Consider the following 17887-nt stretch of genomic DNA (forward strand, 5'->3'; position numbering starts at 1 on the left):
CGCACAGCGATTGGTGAAACATGCTGACTGATCTCGATCATCTCCCTCAGGATCTTCGACCGGATCTCAAACTTGTTCTCGAGGTTCTCTTTTCGGAATTTGCGAACTCGGTGGTACTCTCAACGCAGCAATGGAAGCGACAGGGACGAATTTTGAAGGTCATCCTGTTCGGCGCCTATGCCCGCGGTACCGGACCGCGGGAGCTACCAGGCGGGCGCACACCAAAGTACTCCATCCTTGTGGTGGTTAGCGATGACCGGCTTGCGCAAAAATCCGATTTTCCATTGAATGCCGAGGATCGGTTGATGCGCGAGCATAACATAACTGGACGGCTGAGAGTCCCGATTAGCTTGTGATCGGCCCCCACCGAGTGGTCCGGGTTATTTGTTAGTGTAAGATTGCCTCCGGCGCCATGGCCGGCCGCAGGTGGAGCGAAGCGGAACCGGAGGGCGGCCATGGCGGCGTCGCTGCTTCCGGGGCCGGCGGCCGGTAGCCCAGCGAGCTGTGCGGCCTGACAGTGTTGTAGTGCCGCCGCCAAGCCTCGATCAGGATCTTAGCCTCGGCCAGGGTGTAGAAGATCTCACCGTTGAGTAGCTCGTCACGCATCGAGCCGTTGAAGGACTGGCAGTAGCCATTTTCCCACGGGCTGCCGGGGGTGATGTAGAGCGTCTTCACACCGATCCTGCCCAGCCATTCTTGCACGGCATTGGCGATAAATTCGGGGCCATAGCACATTGGGAAGCAAGCTCTGGAATGGCCGGATTGCCTTGATGATGACAAGGGCGCGTAGCGCCCGCAGGCTTCATCAAGGCGGTCATGAACGCCCAGCAGGGCTCTAAAGTGAGGTTGTCGAGACGACACTTTGGAGGCTGACCGATCATGACCAAACTCTCTTCTACACCCGCCGGCGCCGTACTGGTAGCAATCGATATGGCCAAGAATCGGCAAGAGGTGCTCATCGAGCGCCCCGAGGGCGGACGACGCAGGCGCATGACGGTGCTCGCGACCAAGACGGACTATGATGCTCTGGCAGACCAACTCGCCGCCATCGGAAGGCCCATCGTGGTCGGCTTCGAAGCGACAGGCAACTACCATCGGACCCTTGCGCATCGGCTGCTCACTGCAGGGTTCGAGCTACGGCTCATCTCGTCGGTGGCTTTGGCGCGGACGCGGGAGGCGTTGCATAATAGCTGGGACAAGAACGACCCTAAGGACGCGCAGGTCATCCTGCACATGCTGCAGATCGGCGCCACCCAGCGCTATGTCGACCCGCTCGCTGTCGGAATCAACGATCTGCAGGAGTTATCCAAGACGCACGAGGTCGTCTCCAAGATGAAGACGCAAACCTGGCATCGCATATTGACCCACTACCTCCCGCTCTATTTTCCCGAGATCGCCCACTTTGCGGGCAATAGCAGGTCAGATTGGTTCTTGGCGCTCCTCGAGCGATTTCCGACCCCAGCCATTATAACCTCGCTTGATCGTGAAGCCTTCTCTACCGAGGTATGGCCACTGATCGGGCGCAAGGTCTCCAAAGCGAGGCTGATCAACGATATTTATGAGACTGCGCGCGCTTCGGCAGCGTTGCCGGTGCCAGAGGACTCCGCGGCGATCACCATGTTCCGTATGGTCATTGCGCAGGGACGAAGTCTCATCCAGCAGCGCGACGAGATTGAGCGGCTTGCCCATCTCAAGCTCGCCGATCACGTTGACTACCAGTTGCTGCGCAAAATTCCCGGCATCGGTCCGATCAATGCACTGACGATCCTGGCAGAGGCAGGCGATCTACGTCGCTTCAGCCATCACCGCCAATTCCTGAAATTCTGTGGTCTGGATCTCGCGACCTGCCAATCAGGCACTTTCCGCGGCCGCACCAAGCTATCCAAGTACGGCAACGCACGATTGCGCCGGACCTTCTGGATGGCTGCCCAAATTGCCGCGCGGCAGCGCGACAACAGCTTCCGCGACAAGCTCGGACGATATACCGCCGGGCACGCGGACGATGCCGATCGCCGCCGCAAGGCGATGACGGCGCTCACCGCCAAGATGGCGCGCGTGGCTCACGCGGTCGTCAAGACGGGGACAGAGTACCGGCCGTTCATTGAACGGTCGGATGCCAGGTGGAAGGACCCCTCTCTGTAAGGGCCATGAGGGCGCGAAAGCGACCCTGTAGATAATGTTCGGGCCTTCCACCTGGGTGCGTATCTCGTTCTAAGGACGGTGAGGACCACGGCCGCCTCGGCGCCGCTGGATCCTGTGTTTGCTATGGCAGGGAGCGATCCCGTTGACGGTGGAAGCCATCTGGCTCAGAATGCAGGCCGCGCCGATCGTTGTCGACGCGAAGAGACCTGCTGGCCAAATCGCGCCATTGCTTCGCGACCCAGGACGTTGTCCGACCGTATATGCGCAGGCGGCCCACGCGTGACGAACAGATCGGCCAGCGCCGCCAGCACATCCTCGCTCCTGAGCCGTCGCGCGACCGGCAAGGCCAGGCACTCCCGACTGGCCTCGTCGATGATCGACAAGATGCGGAACTTGCGACCATCATGCGTGCGGCCCTCGACGAAGTCGTAGGACCACACGTGCCCCGGATATTCGGGCCGCAGCCGGATGCACGATCCGTCATGGAGCCAGAGCCTTCCGCGCTTCGGCTGCTTTTGCGGCACCTTGAGCCCCTCGCGGCGCCAGATGCGCTCGACCCGCTTACGGTTCACATGCCACCCCGCATCGCGCAGCAGGGCGGTCACCCGGCGATAGCCGTAACGACCATATTGCCGGGCGAGAGCGATGATGTCCTCCGTCAGTGCGGCTTCGTCATCCGCCCCGCGTGGCGCCTTGCGCTGCGTCGATCGATGCTGCCCGAGCACACGGCACACCCGCCGCTCGGAGACAGCCATGATCCCTCGGATGTGATCGACACAGCGGCGGCGTCTGGCGGGGCTCCATAGTTTCCCCGCGCCGCCTCCTGCAGAATCATTTTATCGAGCGTCAGATCCGACACCGCCTGCCGCAGCCAGGCGTTCTCTCGCTCGAGATCCTTCATCCGCCGTGCCTGATCCATCTTCAGCCCGCCGTACTCCTTGCGCCAGCGGTAATAGCTCTGTTCGGTGACGCCGATCCGCCGGCAGGCGTCGGCCACCGTCCCGCCCTGCGCCAACACGATCTCCGCCTCACGCAGCTTGCCGATGATCTCCTCCGGCTTGTGCTTCCGAGCCATTCCATTCCTCCTTCGTGGTCAAGACTACGATAGTCGATGGGCCACTCAGAAGGGGGCAGATCATGGGGGCTATCGTGACCTCGAGGAATTTGTCCACGCCGCCTAGCTACCGGTGTCCTTGACCGTTTCCATCGCCACATAAGTGGAAGTGCTGGAGACGTGCGGCAGGTTGGACAGCTTTTCGCCCAGAACCTCGCGATAACGGCGGATGTCGCGGGTACGTACCTTGAGCAGATAGTCGAAGTGGCTGGCAAGCATGTGGCATTCCTCGACCTCGGGAATGCGTTGGACCGCGGCGTTGAATTCCGTGAGGGCCTGTTCGCGGGTGTCGGAGAGCTTCACTTCGGTGAAGGCCACGTGATCGAGCCCGAGCGCTGCTGGATCGACCACGGCCTGGAATCCGCGGATCACGCCCGAATCGACCAGTCGGCGCAGACGTACCTGGCACGGCGTCTTGGACAGGCCGACCACGCGGGCGAGTTCGGTGACGCTCATCCGCCCGTCGTTTCTGAGCGCGGCGATGATCTTGCGATCGTGCTCATCCAGGGTGACTGATTTGACTGTTTTTGTCATGCATTTTGCCTACGTTGATCCGGAAAATAAGTCCATATGGACTGATTTTACCTCATGAAAAGTCGGATTGCCAAGCGGACTCGCGATATTCTGCGCACATGACCCAGACCGCGCCTTTTGCCGCTTTCGCTCCTGCCGTTCGTGAACCCACCGAACTGCGCCGTGCCATCACCGCTGCCTATCGCAGGGACGAGGCCGAATGCATGGCCCCGCTGCTGGCCGCCGCGACGCTCCCCGACGCCACCCGCGCCGCAGTTCGTGCGACCGCCAGCAACCTCGTCACTACGCTGCGCGCCAATCACAAGGGGACCGGTGTCGAGGGGCTGGTGCAGGAATACTCGCTGTCGAGCGAGGAGGGCGTCGCGCTCATGTGTCTGGCCGAGGCGCTGCTGCGCATTCCCGACGATGCCACCCGCGACGCGCTGATCCGCGACAAGATTGCCGGCGGCGACTGGGGCGCACACCTTGGCAATGGCAAGTCGCTGTTCGTCAATGCCGCGACCTGGGGCCTTGTCGTTACCGGCAAGCTGGTCGGTTCGGTGGACGACAAGGGCCTTGGCGCCGCGCTGACGCGCCTTGTCGCGCGTGCCGGTGAGCCGGTGATCCGCCGCGGCGTCGACATGGCAATGCGCCTGATGGGCGAACAGTTCGTCACCGGCGAAACCATTGACGAAGCGGTGAAGCGCGCCCGCGAACTGGAAGCGCAGGGCTTCCAGTACAGCTATGACATGCTGGGCGAAGCGGCGACGACGGCGGCCGACGCGGACCGCTACAACACCGACTACGTCAACGCGATCCACGCCATCGGCAAGGCGAGCGCCGGGCGCGGCGTCTATGGCGGCCCCGGCATCTCGATCAAGCTTTCCGCCCTCCACCCGCGCTATGTCCGCGCGCAGGCGAGCCGCGTGATGGGCGAACTGCTGCCGCGCGTGAAGGCGCTGGCGGTGATCGCCAAGGGCTACGACATCGGCCTCAACATCGATGCCGAGGAAGCGGACCGTCTCGAACTCTCGCTCGACCTGCTGGAGAGTCTGGCGCTCGATCCCGATCTGGCAGGCTGGGACGGCCTCGGCTTCGTGGTGCAGGCCTATGGCAAGCGCTGCCCCTATGTGCTGGACTGGATCATCGATCTGGCCCGCCGCGCCGGCCGTCGCATGATGGTGCGTCTGGTCAAGGGCGCCTATTGGGATGCCGAGATCAAGCGCGCGCAAGTCGATGGCCTTGCCGATTTCCCGGTGTTCACCCGCAAGGTTCATACCGACGTGTCCTACGTTGCCTGCGCGCAGAAGCTGCTGGCCGCGCCGGATGCGGTGTTCCCGCAGTTCGCCACCCACAACGCGCAGACGCTGGCGACCATCTACCAGCTTGCCGGGCCGGACTTCGCCATCGGCAAGTACGAGTTCCAGTGCCTGCACGGCATGGGCGAGCCGCTCTATTCGCAGGTCGTCGGCAAGGACAAGCTGGACCGTCCTTGCCGCATCTACGCCCCGGTCGGCACGCATGAGACCTTGCTGGCCTACCTCGTGCGCCGCCTGCTGGAGAATGGCGCGAACTCCTCGTTCGTGAATCGCATTGCCGATCCGGCGGTGCCGGTGGAGGAGATGGTTGCCGATCCGGTCGACGTGGTCCGTGCCATGCCGCACCCCGGCGCGCGCCATAGCGAGATTGCCGCACCTGCCGGTCTCTACACCGGCCGCCGCAACTCGGCCGGTATCGATCTGGCCGACGAGACGGCGCTCACCGCGCTGACCGCTGCGCTTCAGGCCTCGGTGACGCGCGAATGGTTCGCCATGCCCGCCAATGCGCAGGGCAAGGTGCGCGACGTGCTGAACCCCGCCGACCACCGCGACGTGGTGGGCAAGGTGATGGAAGTGGCGCCCGAAGCCGCCGCCGTCATGGTCGCGCGTGCTGCCATCAGCCGCTGGGGCGGTACGCCGGTGTCCGACCGCGCCGCCATGCTCGATGCCGCCGCCGACGCGATGCAGGCGCGGATCGGTGAGCTGATGGGCCTGGTCATCCGCGAAGCCGGCAAGTCCGCCGCCAACGCCATTGCCGAAGTGCGCGAGGCGATCGACTTCCTGCGCTATTATGCGCAACAGGCTCGCGCGACGTTCGGGGTCGAGCAAGTCGCCCTTGGCCCGGTGGTCTGCATCAGTCCGTGGAACTTCCCGCTGGCGATCTTCGCCGGACAGGTTGCCGCCGCGCTCGTCGCCGGCAACACCGTGCTGGCCAAGCCCGCCGAAGAGACCCCGCTGATCGCCGCCGAAGCCGTGCGCATCCTGCACGAAGCCGGCGTTCCGGCCGACGCGCTGCAACTGGTTCCGGGCGACGGCAAGGTCGGCGCCGCGCTGGTGGCCGCGCCGCAGGTGGCCGCCGTCATGTTCACGGGCTCGACCGAAGTCGCCCGCCTGATCCAGAAGCAGCTTGCCGGTCGCACGTCGGCGGATGGCCGCGCCATTCCGCTGATTGCCGAGACCGGCGGCCAGAACGCGATGATCGTCGATTCCTCCGCGCTCGCAGAGCAGGTGGTGGCGGATGTCATCGCCTCTGCCTTCGACTCCGCCGGTCAGCGCTGCTCGGCGCTGCGCGTGCTGTGCCTTCAGGAAGACGTGGCCGACCGCACACTGAAGATGCTGAAGGGCGCGCTGGCCGAACTCTCGGTCGGCAACACCCAGACGCTGGCGACCGACATCGGTCCGGTCATCACCGCAGAGGCGCAGACCAATATCGCCGCGCATATCGAGACGATGAAGGCGCGCGGCTGCAAGGTGGAGCAAGTGGCGATCCCCGCCGACTGCGCGCGGGGTACTTTCGTCGCGCCCACCATCGTCGAGATCGACAGCATCGCCCAGCTTGGCCGTGAGGTCTTTGGCCCCGTGCTCCACGTCGTCCGCTTCCGCCGTGACGATCTGCCGGGCCTGATCGATGCGATCAACGGCACCGGCTACGGCCTGACCTTCGGCCTGCACACCCGCCTCGACGCCACGGTCGAGCGCGTCACTTCGGCGGTGAAGGCGGGCAACCTCTACGTCAACCGCAACACTATCGGCGCGGTCGTCGGCGTGCAGCCCTTCGGCGGGCGCGGGCTTTCGGGTACCGGCCCCAAGGCGGGCGGCCCGCTTTATCTTGGCCGTCTGGTCACCAAGGCGCCCGAAGTGCTTGGTCCGGCAGGACATGGCGCGCCGCTGGTGGAAGCCTTCGCCGCATGGCTGGAGAGCGTGGGCGAGGCGAGCGCGGCTGCCCAGGCGCGCAAGATCGGTGCGGCATCCGCGCTCGGCACCGAGACGGAGCTGACCGGCCCGGTGGGTGAGCGCAACCTCTACGCGCTGCATCCGCGCGGCCGCGTGCTGCTGCGCCCGGCGACCCGCGCGGGCCTCTTCGCGCAGATGGCGGCGGTGCTCGCCACCGGCAACACCGCGACGGTCGAGGGCATGGCGGTTCCCGGCGGCCTGCCTGCCGGGATCGAGGCGCGCTTCCACCCCCACGCGGGTGAAGCCTTCGCGGCCTGCCTTGTGGAAGGGGATGCCGAGGCCGTGCGCGCGGCCTGCGAGGCCGTGGCCGAACTGCCGGGGCCGATCGTGCCGGTGCATGTCAGTGCCGGGCCCAATGGCGCCTGGCTGCTGGAGGAGGTGTCCACCTCGATCAACACCACGGCGGCGGGCGGCAATGCCAGCCTGATGATGATCGGCTGAGGCGCGGCGTCATTGCTGCGATTCGGGCAGGCCGCTCCCTTCGCAGGGGGCGGCCAGCTGTCGTTTGAACGGCGCATTCGCGGCCAGCAGGCTGGGCTGGTTGACACAGTTGACACGGTCCACGGCAAAAAAGTCCGGGCTGTCACCTTGTCCCTCATCCACAGGCCAAGCCGTTCAAACTGAACATGAAAGATTCGTCGTTCGGAGCATGGCGGCAGCCTGCCAGAACATGGCTAGGTAGGAAAACGATAGTCCCCCGCAACAATCGCCGCACCCCGTTCTGCGACCGACTCGTCCTTGTTCTTTCCGATTCCGGATATGGGCATTCTTCACAAGTAGGCGGCGAGCCACCACAGGAGTATGGTGTCTAGCGGAGAAATACCTATGGGCAGGATGATCGTAGAGGCCGCCACGAGCATCGACGGCTATTGGGTCGATGCCGAAGGCGTCAGCGTTTTTCCCATCGATGCGCAGCGCCGCGCTCGCATGGTGGCGCGTCTGTCGCAGTCCTGCGGGGCCGTGGTCATGAGCGCAAAGGCCTTTGCCGCCGCCGGCGAGCCGGACTGGTATGCCGACAACTACGAGCTTCAGGTACCGATCTTCGTGGTGACCGAGCGCGTTCCGGTGCCCGCCCCGCGCGAAAATGCGCGGCTGCGCTTTCATTTTCTGCCTGATTTTGCCTCGGCGCTGGCGGCGGCCGAGTGCGAGGCGGGGGACAAGGCGGTGCTGGTCATCGGTGGCGCCCGCACGGTGACTGCTGCGCTCAGCACCGGCAGGACCGACGAGATCTGGCTCCACGTCATGGCGCGCACGCTTGGCAGGGGCGCTCCTCTGTTCGACGAGGACATGCCTTTCGCGGACTATTTTGTGTCCGAGATGGAGAATACCCCCAGCGCCGTCCACATGCGGCTGGAGCGGCGCTGCCAGGCCTGATCGGGCAGCAACGGTTTCAGGCGCAGGCGGGCACCGCGTCGAGTTCCACCCCCCGCTTGTGATGCACCAGCGTCAGCAGGAAGATTGCCAGACCGCCGAGCGACAGGCCCGCGCCGATCCAGCCGGTGGAGGTAAGCCCCCACCCTGCCGAGATGGCCAGGCCGCCCAGCCACGGCCCCAGCGCGTTGGCGAAGTTGAAGGCGCTGTGGTGCGCGGCGGCGGCAAGCGCCTGCGCCTCGCCGGCCACGTCCATCAGGCGGGTCTGGAGGATCGTGCCGAGCCCGCCGGAGAAACCGACCATCAGGATCACCGGGATCAGCGACCACAGGCTTCCCGCGGCGAAGGGGAACAGGGCAAGGCTGAAGGCGCTGAACAGCAGGGCGCCGATGGCGGCACGGCTCTGTGCGCGGTCCGCGGCCCAGGCCCAGAACAGGTTGCCCACGGTCATGCCCACCCCGAATACCGCAAGCACAACCGGGACGAGCCCTTCCGACACCTTGGTAACTTCGATCATCGTCGAGGCAACATACGTATAGACCGCGAAGAGCCCGCCAAAGCCGATGGCGCCGGTCAGCAGCGTCAGCAGCACTTGCGGGCGGCGCAGCGCGCTGAGTTCGCGCGCGGCGCTGGCGCCTGCGGCGGGCGGCTGATGGGGAGCGAACAGCGCGACCGATGCCATCGTCATCAGCGCCAGCACCGAAACCACCGCAAAGCCCGCGCGCCAGCCCAGCGCCTGCCCCAGCCAATTGGCGGCCGGCACCCCGATGATGGTGGCGACAGTCAATCCGGACATGACCATGGCCACGGCCTGGGCGCGGCGGTTCTCCGCCACCATCGAGGCCGCCACCAGCGCGGCGACGCCGAAGTAGGCGCCGTGCGGCAGTCCGGAAAGGAACCGGAACGCGATCAGCATCGGGTAGCTCGGTGCCAGCGCCGAAAGCCCGTTGCCCAGCGCAAACAGCGCCATCAGCCCGATCAGCAATGCCCGTCGGCCCATCCTGGCGGCCAGCACGGCGATGATCGGCGCGCCGACAAAGACGCCCAGCGCATAGGCGCTGATCGCGTGGCCTGCCTGCGGCTCGGTCAGGTGCAGGTCGCGCGCGAAATAGGGCACGAGGCTCATCGCCGCGAATTCGGTGGTCCCGATCGCGAAGGCACCCATCGCCAGCGCAAAGGTGACGAGGGCAGGGTGAGTATGGACGGTCTTGTTAAGCTGATCGGTCATGTTGCACTGCAATATTGGGGGCATTTGGCACTTAGTGGAGCCCGGCGCAAAGCCAAGGGATGATGTGTGTGCGTTTTTTGCACCTGAAAATTCGCGGCTTGCAACTGGGGGAGCGGGAGCCCGGTTACGTCCTCCAGGATATGAAGCAGGAAAATCAGGCCGGCACGGTCCTCAGCAAGGTTCCCGAGGTCACGCTTGGCTTCTGGATCATCAAGATTTTTGCAACAACGCTGGGTGAGACCGGCGGCGATACGCTGTCGATGACCTGCGACATGGGATACCTGCTCAGCAGCCTTGTCTTTGTGGTGCCGCTGGTCGTGCTGGTGCTGCTGCAGGTGCGCGCGCGAGGGTTCATCCGCTGGCTCTACTGGGCGACCATCATCGCTTCGACCACGGCCGGGACGACGATGGCCGATTTCGCGACGCGCTCGCTGGGGATCGGCTATCTCGGCGGCTCGTTGCTGCTGGGGGCGCTGGTCATGGCATCGCTGCTGACCTGGAAGCACGTGACGGGGACGATCGCGGTCGAAAGCATCGTCTCGGCGCGGGCGGAGTGGTTCTACTGGATCACGATCACCTTTTCGCAAACCCTGGGGACCGCGCTGGGAGACTGGGCGGCCGATGACGGCGGGCTGGGCTATCTTGGCGGCGCCGCGCTGTTCGGCGGATCGCTGGCGGCGCTGGAGGTGCTGCGCAGGTGTTCGCCGGTAAGCCCGGTGCTGCTGTTCTGGGCGGCCTTTGTCCTGACCCGGCCGCTGGGGGCGACGCTGGGCGATTTCCTCGACAAGCCGCTTGCGCATGGCGGGCTGGACCTCAGTCGACCCTGGGCAAGTTCTCTCCTCGCCTGCGCCATCGTGGTCATGGTGGCGGTCCTGCCGCAGCGTGCGGGCAGGCATCCCCGCTGATCCGGGACAAGGACGGGAGGTTGCGCAGATTTTAACTTCGGATAAGCAGATTTGCGCTATTCTCTTCGAGGGCTGCGACATAGCCGCGAGGGGAACGAGGCCATGCGTCACGATGCATCGGTGGCCGAAGGAGTGGGCGAAGCATTGCTGGGGGCGCTGTCCGGCCTTGCAAAGTCGGTAAACGGCGCGCGTTCCCGCCAGGTTTCCGGCGTCGCCGACGAGGACTGGCGGGGGCTGGAACGGCACGCGCGGTTGCCTTCACAGCTTCTCGCGTTTCACGAAGCCTTGCGTGTGACGATGCTGGCAGGGCGCGTTGGCCTGCTTGCCCGGGTGCGCGATCACGGGCGTACGGTCGCGCTGCTGCCGCTCTGCCGCCGTCGTGGATGGATGTCGCGCTGGCATGCCGCCGGGGAACGCCAGGTCTACGAGCCGGTGGACGCCCTCTACCGTGACGGGGCGGCGGTCGCGGCCTTGGGCCGCGAACTTGCGCGGCTGCGGCGCCCCTTGCGGTTGGAACGCATCCCGGAGGATTCGCTGCTGGTCGGCGCGCTGCGGGCGGCGATGAAGGGCAGGGGCGTGCTGGTGATCCGGCCGGCCACCGGCTGCCCGACGATCGCGATCGAGCCCGGTGGCGGCGACCCCGAAACCCGCTTCAATGCCGGGCGGCGTTCCGACTTTCGCCGTGCCCGGCGCAAGGCGGACGCCGAAGGGGCGGTCACGTTCGAGCTGCACGCGCCCTCGCGAGAGCAATTCGGCACGCTGTTCGACGAGGCCATGGAAATAGAGCGTCGCGGCTGGAAGGGCGATGCCGGCACGGCATTGGCGTGCGATCCGGTGAAGGCGGCGTTCTTTCGCGATTTTCTGGGCCGCGCCAGCGATGAAGGGGCCTGCCGCATCGCCTTCATGCGGATCGACGGCAAGGCTGTCGCGACACAGCTCGCGGTGGAGTTCCAGCAGCGCTACTGGCTGTTCAAGATCGGTTTCGACCGTGCGTTCTCTCGGGTTTCGCCCGGCAACCTGCTGATGCTTCACGCGCTGAGCGATGCCACCGCGCGCGGACTGCTCGGCATCGAGCTGCTGGGTGAAGTGGAGCCCTGGATCATCGAGGGGTGGACGCGGGAAGCGATCGCCTGTCTCCGGTTGCAGACCTATCCGTTCAATCTCCACGGCCTCGCCGCGCTGGTGGCGGAGGCGGGCAACTGGGTGTGGCAGCGGCGACCGGGACGCAGGGTTCCCGCATGAGCGCAGGACTGGGCACAAGGCTGCGCACCGGATTGTCGCGCACGGTCGAGGCGCTGGCGCCCGCGCCGGACGCGGCTGCGGCGGCGAGGGCGGCGCTTGCCCTTCAAGCGCGCGGCATGGCTGCCACGCTCAGTTATTTCCCGGCATGGGACGGAGAGCCAGAGGGCATCATCGCAGCCGGTGAAGCGTTGTCCGCGGCGCTGGGCGAAGGGGCTCCCGGTACGTGCCTTGCCATCAAGGCATCGCCGCTGCATTTCGACAAGGACCTGCTGCGCGCCGTGGCCAGTCCCGCGGCATCGGCGGGCATGACGGTGGTGTTTGATGCGCTCACCCACGTTCAGGCCGGGCCGACGCTGGATCTGGTCGAGTGGATGGCCCAGGCCTACGGCGCCAGCGGCGCCGCGCTGCCCGTGCGCTGGCGGCGCAGCCTTGCCGATGCCGAACGGCTGCGCGAAACGCCGGTGCGTCTCCGCCTGGTCAAGGGCGAGTGGCTCGACCCCGAGGGGGACGCCGGCGAACCGGGGCAGGCTTACCTCAATCTCGTGCGCATGCTCGCGGGCCGCAAGGCGCCGGTGGGTGTCGCCACGCACGATCCGGCGCTTGCCCGCGCCGCGCTGGAGATCCTGAAACCCTCGGGAACGCCTTGCGAACTGGAGCAATTGCGCGGCTTGCCGATGAAGCGCAGCACCGCGGTCGCGGCGCGGCTCGGCGTGCCGGTACGGCTCTATTGGCCATTCGGCCCCGGCTGGTGGCCCTATGCCGCCGAGAAGCTGATCGAGCGTCCCTACCTGCCGAAGTGGTGGGTTGCCGATCGCCTCGGTTGAGGCTGGGTCAGAGATCCAGATCGAATTCGGGAGCGCTCTGGCCGGTGCGGTCTGACGGGAGGGCGACGTGGATGCCGCACTCGGTCTTGTCGAACCCGCGCCAGCGGCCCGAACGCGGGTCTTCGCCGGGTGCGACCTTGCTCGTGCAGGGCATGCAGCCGATCGAGGGATAGCCCTGTGCCACCAGCGGGTGCGGCGGCAGGTCGTGCTCGGCGATATAGGCGGCGAGGCGCTCGGGCGACCAGTCGATCAGGGGGTTGATCTTGAGGCGGCCCTGCGTGTCGCTGGTGTCGATCTCGAAGCGGGGCAGCGTGGCGCGGGCCGAGTTCTGGAAGGCCTTGCGACCGGTGAACGAGGCGTCGTAACCCAGCAGCGCCTTTTCCAGCGGCTTGACCTTGCGGATCTCGCAGCAACCGTCGGGGTCGTAGGACCAGCGCAGCCCGTTCTCGTCCTTCTTCGCCAGTTCCGCAGCGTCGGGGACGAGGTTGATGAGGTTGGTCAGGCCGAGACGCTCGACCAGCAGGTCCCGGTAGGCGAGCGTCTCGGGAAAGTGCTTTCCGGTCTCCAGAAACAGCACCGGCACGGAAGGGTCGACCGCGGCCAGCAGGTGCAGCAGCACCGCGCTTTCGGCGCCGAAGCTCGATACCGTCGTGACGTCGCCCGCCATGCCTTCCTTGAGCAGCGTCTCGAGCATCTCGCTCGTGTCGGTGCCGCGGAACAGGCGGTTGAGCCGCACGGCATCGGCCTCGTCGAAACGAGGACCGGTGTCGATGCGGTCGCGGATACGGGTCACTTCGGTATGAGTCATCGGGTGGTCCCTTTTGACGGCGGTTTTCCGGTTGCTCTGGAGCGGAAAATCAGCCGTGGCGCTTGGCCCAGATCGCCGGGCGACCGTCAACGGCGGTGGCCTGGTAGACGTTTTCCCAACGGTCGAACGCGGTGCGGGCGTCCTGATCGTTGAGCGCCTTGTCGGGCGCGAAGGCATCGAAGCCGCAGCGCTTGAGGTGATGGAGCATGTCGATCACGAGATCGCCCACGGCGCGCATCTCGCCCTGGTAGCCCGCTTCGCGCAGGATACGGGCGGAGGAGTAACCGCGTCCGTCGGTCCAGGCCGGGAAGCTGACTTCCACCAGCGAGAGACGGTCCAGATGCGGCAGCAGGTCGCGCGCATCGTCGCCCGGCTCGATGCGCACGGCGGTGGCGTTGGTCTGCGCGGCGAAGGCATCGACGGTCACCGCCGGATCGTTGACGGCTTCGTCTTCACGGAAGCGGAATTGGACTTCAACCATAGATCGCTTCCTTGAACGGAGCCATGCCGATACGGCGATAGGTGTCGAGGAAGCGTTCCTCGCCCTGCTTGTTGGCGAGATAGACCTGCGTGGCCTTTTCGATGGCATCGACCACGCCGTCCTCGGTGAAACCGGGGCCGGTGATCTGGCCGAGCGAGGTATCCGCGCCCTCGCTGCCGCCGAGCAGGAGCTGGTAGTTTTCCAGACCCTTCTTGTCGACGCCGAGGATGCCGATGTGGCCCGCGTGGTGGTGGCCGCAGGCATTGATGCAGCCGGAAATCTTCAGCTTCAGCTCGCCGATCTCGGCCTGACGCTCGGCACTGCCGAAGCGCTCGGAGATCTTCTGGGCCACCGGGATCGAGCGGGCATTGGCCAGCGCGCAATAGTCGAGGCCGGGGCAGGCGATGATGTCGCCCACGGTGTCGAGATTGGCGGTGGCAAGGCCCGCTTCGTCCAGCGCCTGCCACACGGTGTAGAGGTCGGCCTTCTTCACGTGCGGGAAGACGATGTTCTGGGCGTGGGTCACGCGCAGTTCGTCGAAGCTGTAGTCCTTGGCCAGCTGCGCCATCAGGCGGATCTGGTCGGCGCTGGCGTCACCGGGGATGCCGCCCACGGGCTTCAGCGAAACCGTGGCGATCACGTAGCCCGCCTGCTTGTGGGGATGCGTGTTGCGTTCCACCCAGAGGCGGAAGTCGGGATCGGTCAGGTCCAGATCGTCCGAAGCGCCGGCTTCGAAGCCGGGATCGACGAAGTGCGTCTTGATCCGCTCCAGCTCGGCCAGCGGCGGCTCGATCGGCTGGGTCAGCAGGTGCGCGAATTCTTCCTCGACCTGGCGGACGTATTCGTCACGGCCCAGTTCGTGGACGAGGATCTTGATGCGCGCCTTGTACTTGTTGTCGCGGCGGCCATAGCGGTTGTAGACGCGCAGGCAGGCCTCGGCATACGTGATCAGCTGGTCCAGCGGCACGAAGTCCCGGATCAGCGGGGCGATCATCGGGGTTCGGCCCATGCCGCCGCCGGCGTAGAACCGGGCGCCGATCTCGCCGGCGTCGTTCTTCACCATCTTGATGCCGATGTCGTGCAGGCGCATCGCTGCGCGGTCGGTTTCCGAGGCGATGACGGCGATCTTGAACTTGCGCGGCAGCACCAGGAATTCCGGGTGGAAGCTGGACCACTGGCGCAGCAGTTCGGCATAAGGGCGCGGATCGACGATTTCTTCCGCAGCCGCGCCCGCATACTGGTCGGACGAGATGTTGCGGATGCAGTTGCCGCTGGTCTGGATGGCATGCATCTCCACCTTGGCGAGTTCGGCCAGGATGTCGGGCGTGTCTTCCAGCTTGATCCAGTTGTACTGGATGTTCTGGCGGGTGGTGAAGTGGCCGTAGCCGCGGTCATACTTGTCCGCGATATCGCCCAGCAGCGTCATCTGCGCGGAATTCAGCGTGCCATAGGGCACCGCGACGCGCAGCATGTAGGCGTGAAGCTGGAGGTAGAGGCCGTTCTGCAGGCGCAGCGGCTTGAACTGGTCTTCGGTCAGGTCGCCGGCAAGGCGGCGGCGCACCTGGTCGCGGAATTCCGCGACGCGCGTATCGACCATCTGCTGGTCGTATTCGTCGTACTTGTACATCAGATTACCCAGTCTGCGGCTGCGGGGTCGGAGGGCTTCAGCGTCAGGTCGAGGCGGACGGTCGGCCCGAGGGCGCGGATGCGCTCCTTGATATGGGCGGGGCGGACGCCTTCTTCGGTCTTCGCACCGTCGACGACATAGGCGCCGACGACATTGCGGGCCCCTTCCTCACGCGCGGCAAGGGCGGCGCCATGGTCGCCGACATCGGCGGAATCGTTGACATCCAGCGACCAGCTTACGCCGGTCCACCAGATGACCGCCCCGGTCTTGAGGTCGTTGCCCGTCAGGATCTTCACTGTTGTACTGCCTCCAGCGCTGTTGCGCTTACGATGGTGTCGGGCTGCGCGGTGACAGCACCGATGACGATGAGCGCGGGGCTGGCCACCCGTTCCCGCTCAACAAGCTCTGCAAGTCCCGCAAGCGACGCGCGCAGTACGCGCATGTCGCCGCGCGTGGCCTTTTCGATCACCGCGACGGGAACCTCGGGGGTCAGGCCGTCGGCGATCAGCTTTTCGGTGATCTGGGCGGCGGTCGCAAGGCCCATGAAGATCACCAGCGTCCGGCCCTTGCCGGCAAGGCCCGACCAGTCCTGATCGGTCAGGCCCTTGCACTGGCCCGCCACGAAGCTGACGATCGAGGCATGGTCGCGGTGCGTCAGCGGGATCTGCGCGGCGGCGGCGGCGCCCAGCGCGGACGAGATGCCGGGCACGACTTCCACCGGAACGCCGGCGGCGCGGCAGGCTTCGGCTTCCTCGCCCCCGCGGCCGAACACGAAGGGATCGCCGCCCTTCAGGCGCACGACGTCATGGCCGGCCAGCGCCTCGCGCACGAGGAGGGCGTTGATCTCCTCCTGCTTCATGGTGTGACGCGAGCGGGCCTTGGCCACCGAGATCAGGCGCGCGGAGGGGCGCGCCATCGACAGGATCGCCGGATCGACCAGCCCGTCGTGCACGATCAGCGCGGCGTTCATCACCAGCCGCGCGGCGCGCAGGGTAAGCAGATCGGGATCGCCGGGGCCGGCGCCGACCAGGAAGACTCGTCCGGGAGAGGCGGGATTCGCTTGCATGATGGCGCACATGATACCGCAAGACCGGGGATACCAGCCAGAATGGCTTTGCAGGCAGAAAGGGAGGGTTTTAGGGATATGGGCGGAGCGCGATTTTGTCCGGTTTTGGCCGGAATTTCGGGTTTCGTGCGTTTTGTCGGGGCGTTTGTGCACGTTAAGCCGCGGCATCTGCTATTATTAACTATGTGCGCCGTGTCGTGACCGGTTCGTGACGGCATGGTGAGGGGTGAGTGACGATGATTCGAGGAAAGGCGGATGGCTATCCGTAGTAATTGAAGCCGCTTTTGATGCGGAATTGATCTTCGCATCGATGAACATGGCGTGGATACGAACGCATTGGTCGTATCGGAGGTCTTAACGGACTTCTCGACCTGACCCGTTCTGCGTATACATCCACTGTGGGTTACGACATTTTTCCAGATGTCGCTGTCGTGGGTGGATCGAACGGGTTGGCGCTCCAATTCGGCCGGGCCGAGCAGATCGGGTCGCTCCGGATAGGGAGGGTATTAGTCGGCGCGCTAACCGAATCTTAACCCAGGGAGGGGATTTTCTGCCTCCTGGAGAATGCGCAATGCCCATCGAGGCACATTTCGAAGTTAACCCCGAGGCTGCCGCATTCGTCGGCGATCGCGCCCGTGCGCCTCGTCGCAAGCTGATGCTGGAGACCCAGGGGGCCAGTTCGTCAGGGGCAGAAATGCCCGTTCTCATCCACAACTTCTCCGAAAGCGGGCTCCTGCTTGAAAGCGCCACGGCGCTGGCCGTGGGAGACACGATCGAGCTCGAACTGCCCGAAGCGGGGCAGACGCCGGCTCGGGTGATCTGGACCAGCGGCAACCTCTACGGCTGCGCGTTCGACCGGATCCTGCCGAAATCGGCACTGAGCGCGGCGCAACTGCGCAGTGCCGTGCAGCCGGGCATAGCGCTGGGCGATCAGTCCGGCGCGGGCGAGACATCCGGTAATGCGCCTGCGGCCATCGGCGGCGAAAGCCTGGGCGAGCGGTTGCATCGCCTGCGCAAGGAGCGCGGCTTCACGCAAGGCGAACTCGCGGCCCGTCTGGGTGTCAGCAAGCCCACGGTCTGGGCCTGGGAGCAGGGCCGTGCCCGTCCGATCGAGGAGCGGCTTGAGGCCATCGCCCGCGAATTGGGCGTCAATATTGCGGATCTGCGCCCGGGACGAACCGTGGCGGGTCTGCCCGAGCTCATCGCGCGTTGCCGCGAGCAGATCGCGGCAGCGGTGGAAACCACGCCGGACAAGATCCGCATCATGATTGAACTGTGACCGGGGGCATTGCGG

Annotated in this window: 14 protein-coding genes and 3 pseudogenes; 8 read left to right on the forward strand and 9 right to left on the reverse strand. The window is 65.7% G+C overall.

Annotated elements, in window-relative coordinates; translation table 11 throughout:
• Positions 1-20: 20 nt before the first annotated feature.
• Positions 21-356 carry a hypothetical protein gene (locus tag CA833_RS21895; RefSeq protein ID WP_207081197.1) on the forward strand — a complete coding sequence of 112 codons (336 nt, stop codon included), beginning with the start codon at positions 21-23 and terminating at the stop codon, positions 354-356.
• Positions 357-387: 31 nt separating this feature from the next.
• Here the strand turns inward: CA833_RS21895 and CA833_RS21900 are convergent.
• Positions 388-726, reverse strand: a pseudogene (locus CA833_RS21900) (integrase core domain-containing protein); the annotation flags it as partial.
• Positions 727-879: 153 nt separating this feature from the next.
• On the opposite strand from CA833_RS21900, the pseudogene CA833_RS21905 reads away from it, so the two are divergent.
• Positions 880-2173: pseudogene (locus CA833_RS21905) on the forward strand (IS110 family transposase).
• Positions 2174-2387: 214 nt separating this feature from the next.
• Here the strand turns inward: CA833_RS21905 and CA833_RS21910 are convergent.
• Positions 2388-3217: pseudogene (locus CA833_RS21910) on the reverse strand (IS3 family transposase); the annotation flags it as partial.
• Between the two features lie 102 nt (positions 3218-3319).
• On the reverse strand, positions 3320-3790 hold the full coding sequence (locus CA833_RS21915) for an Lrp/AsnC family transcriptional regulator (protein WP_207081198.1): 471 nt from the start codon (positions 3788-3790) through the stop codon (positions 3320-3322).
• Between the two features lie 98 nt (positions 3791-3888).
• Here CA833_RS21915 and putA point away from each other — a divergent pair, with 98 nt between their 5' ends.
• Complete coding sequence (gene putA / locus CA833_RS21920) at positions 3889-7482, forward strand: trifunctional transcriptional regulator/proline dehydrogenase/L-glutamate gamma-semialdehyde dehydrogenase (RefSeq protein ID WP_207081199.1); 3594 nt, start codon at positions 3889-3891, stop codon at positions 7480-7482.
• A gap of 384 nt (positions 7483-7866) precedes the next feature.
• Positions 7867-8415, forward strand: a complete 549-nt coding sequence (locus tag CA833_RS21925; protein ID WP_207081200.1) for a dihydrofolate reductase family protein — start codon at positions 7867-7869, stop codon at positions 8413-8415.
• A 16-nt stretch (positions 8416-8431) separates the two neighbouring features.
• Here the strand turns inward: CA833_RS21925 and CA833_RS21930 are convergent, their stop codons facing one another.
• Positions 8432-9640 (reverse strand): MFS transporter, encoded by a 1209-nt coding sequence (locus CA833_RS21930; RefSeq protein ID WP_142638929.1) that lies wholly within the window; start codon positions 9638-9640, stop codon positions 8432-8434.
• 140 nt (positions 9641-9780) lie between these two features.
• On the opposite strand from CA833_RS21930, the gene CA833_RS21935 reads away from it, so the two are divergent.
• From CA833_RS21935 to CA833_RS21945, 3 genes are all read left to right on the forward strand, one after another.
• Positions 9781-10545 (forward strand): hypothetical protein, encoded by a 765-nt coding sequence (locus CA833_RS21935; RefSeq protein WP_207081201.1) that lies wholly within the window; start codon positions 9781-9783, stop codon positions 10543-10545.
• Positions 10546-10647: 102 nt separating this feature from the next.
• Positions 10648-11787: a GNAT family N-acetyltransferase gene (locus CA833_RS21940; protein ID WP_142638928.1), complete on the forward strand. Its 1140-nt coding sequence runs from the start codon at positions 10648-10650 to the stop codon at positions 11785-11787.
• Positions 11784-12611, forward strand: coding sequence for a proline dehydrogenase (locus CA833_RS21945; protein WP_207081202.1), 828 nt, complete (start codon positions 11784-11786; stop codon positions 12609-12611). The genes CA833_RS21940 and CA833_RS21945 overlap by 4 nt, the downstream gene beginning before the upstream one ends.
• 7 nt (positions 12612-12618) lie before the next feature.
• On the opposite strand, the gene CA833_RS21950 is transcribed toward CA833_RS21945, so the two are convergent.
• From CA833_RS21950 to cobA, 5 genes are read right to left on the reverse strand one after another with little or no spacing between them, the layout of a single operon-like run.
• Complete coding sequence (locus tag CA833_RS21950; protein ID WP_142638926.1) at positions 12619-13419, reverse strand: phosphoadenylyl-sulfate reductase; 801 nt, start codon at positions 13417-13419, stop codon at positions 12619-12621.
• 49 nt (positions 13420-13468) lie between these two features.
• Complete coding sequence (locus CA833_RS21955) at positions 13469-13900, reverse strand: DUF934 domain-containing protein (RefSeq protein WP_142638925.1); 432 nt, start codon at positions 13898-13900, stop codon at positions 13469-13471.
• Positions 13893-15527, reverse strand: a complete 1635-nt coding sequence (locus CA833_RS21960) for a nitrite/sulfite reductase (protein WP_207081203.1) — start codon at positions 15525-15527, stop codon at positions 13893-13895. Before CA833_RS21960 ends, CA833_RS21955 begins: the two co-directional genes overlap by 8 nt.
• Positions 15527-15823: a DUF2849 domain-containing protein gene (locus CA833_RS21965; protein ID WP_142638923.1), complete on the reverse strand. Its 297-nt coding sequence runs from the start codon at positions 15821-15823 to the stop codon at positions 15527-15529. Before CA833_RS21965 ends, CA833_RS21960 begins: the two co-directional genes overlap by 1 nt.
• Positions 15820-16593, reverse strand: coding sequence for a uroporphyrinogen-III C-methyltransferase (cobA, locus tag CA833_RS21970; RefSeq protein WP_142638922.1), 774 nt, complete (start codon positions 16591-16593; stop codon positions 15820-15822). The genes CA833_RS21965 and cobA overlap by 4 nt, the downstream gene beginning before the upstream one ends.
• A 571-nt stretch (positions 16594-17164) precedes the next feature.
• On the opposite strand from cobA, the gene CA833_RS21975 reads away from it, so the two are divergent.
• Entirely contained in the window at positions 17165-17872 is a 708-nt protein-coding gene (locus CA833_RS21975) for a helix-turn-helix domain-containing protein (protein WP_142638921.1), read from the forward strand.
• Positions 17873-17887 lie beyond the last annotated feature (15 nt).

The organism is Novosphingobium sp. KA1 (genome assembly GCF_017309955.1).
In the GTDB taxonomy this organism is placed as follows: Bacteria; Pseudomonadota; Alphaproteobacteria; order Sphingomonadales; family Sphingomonadaceae; genus Novosphingobium.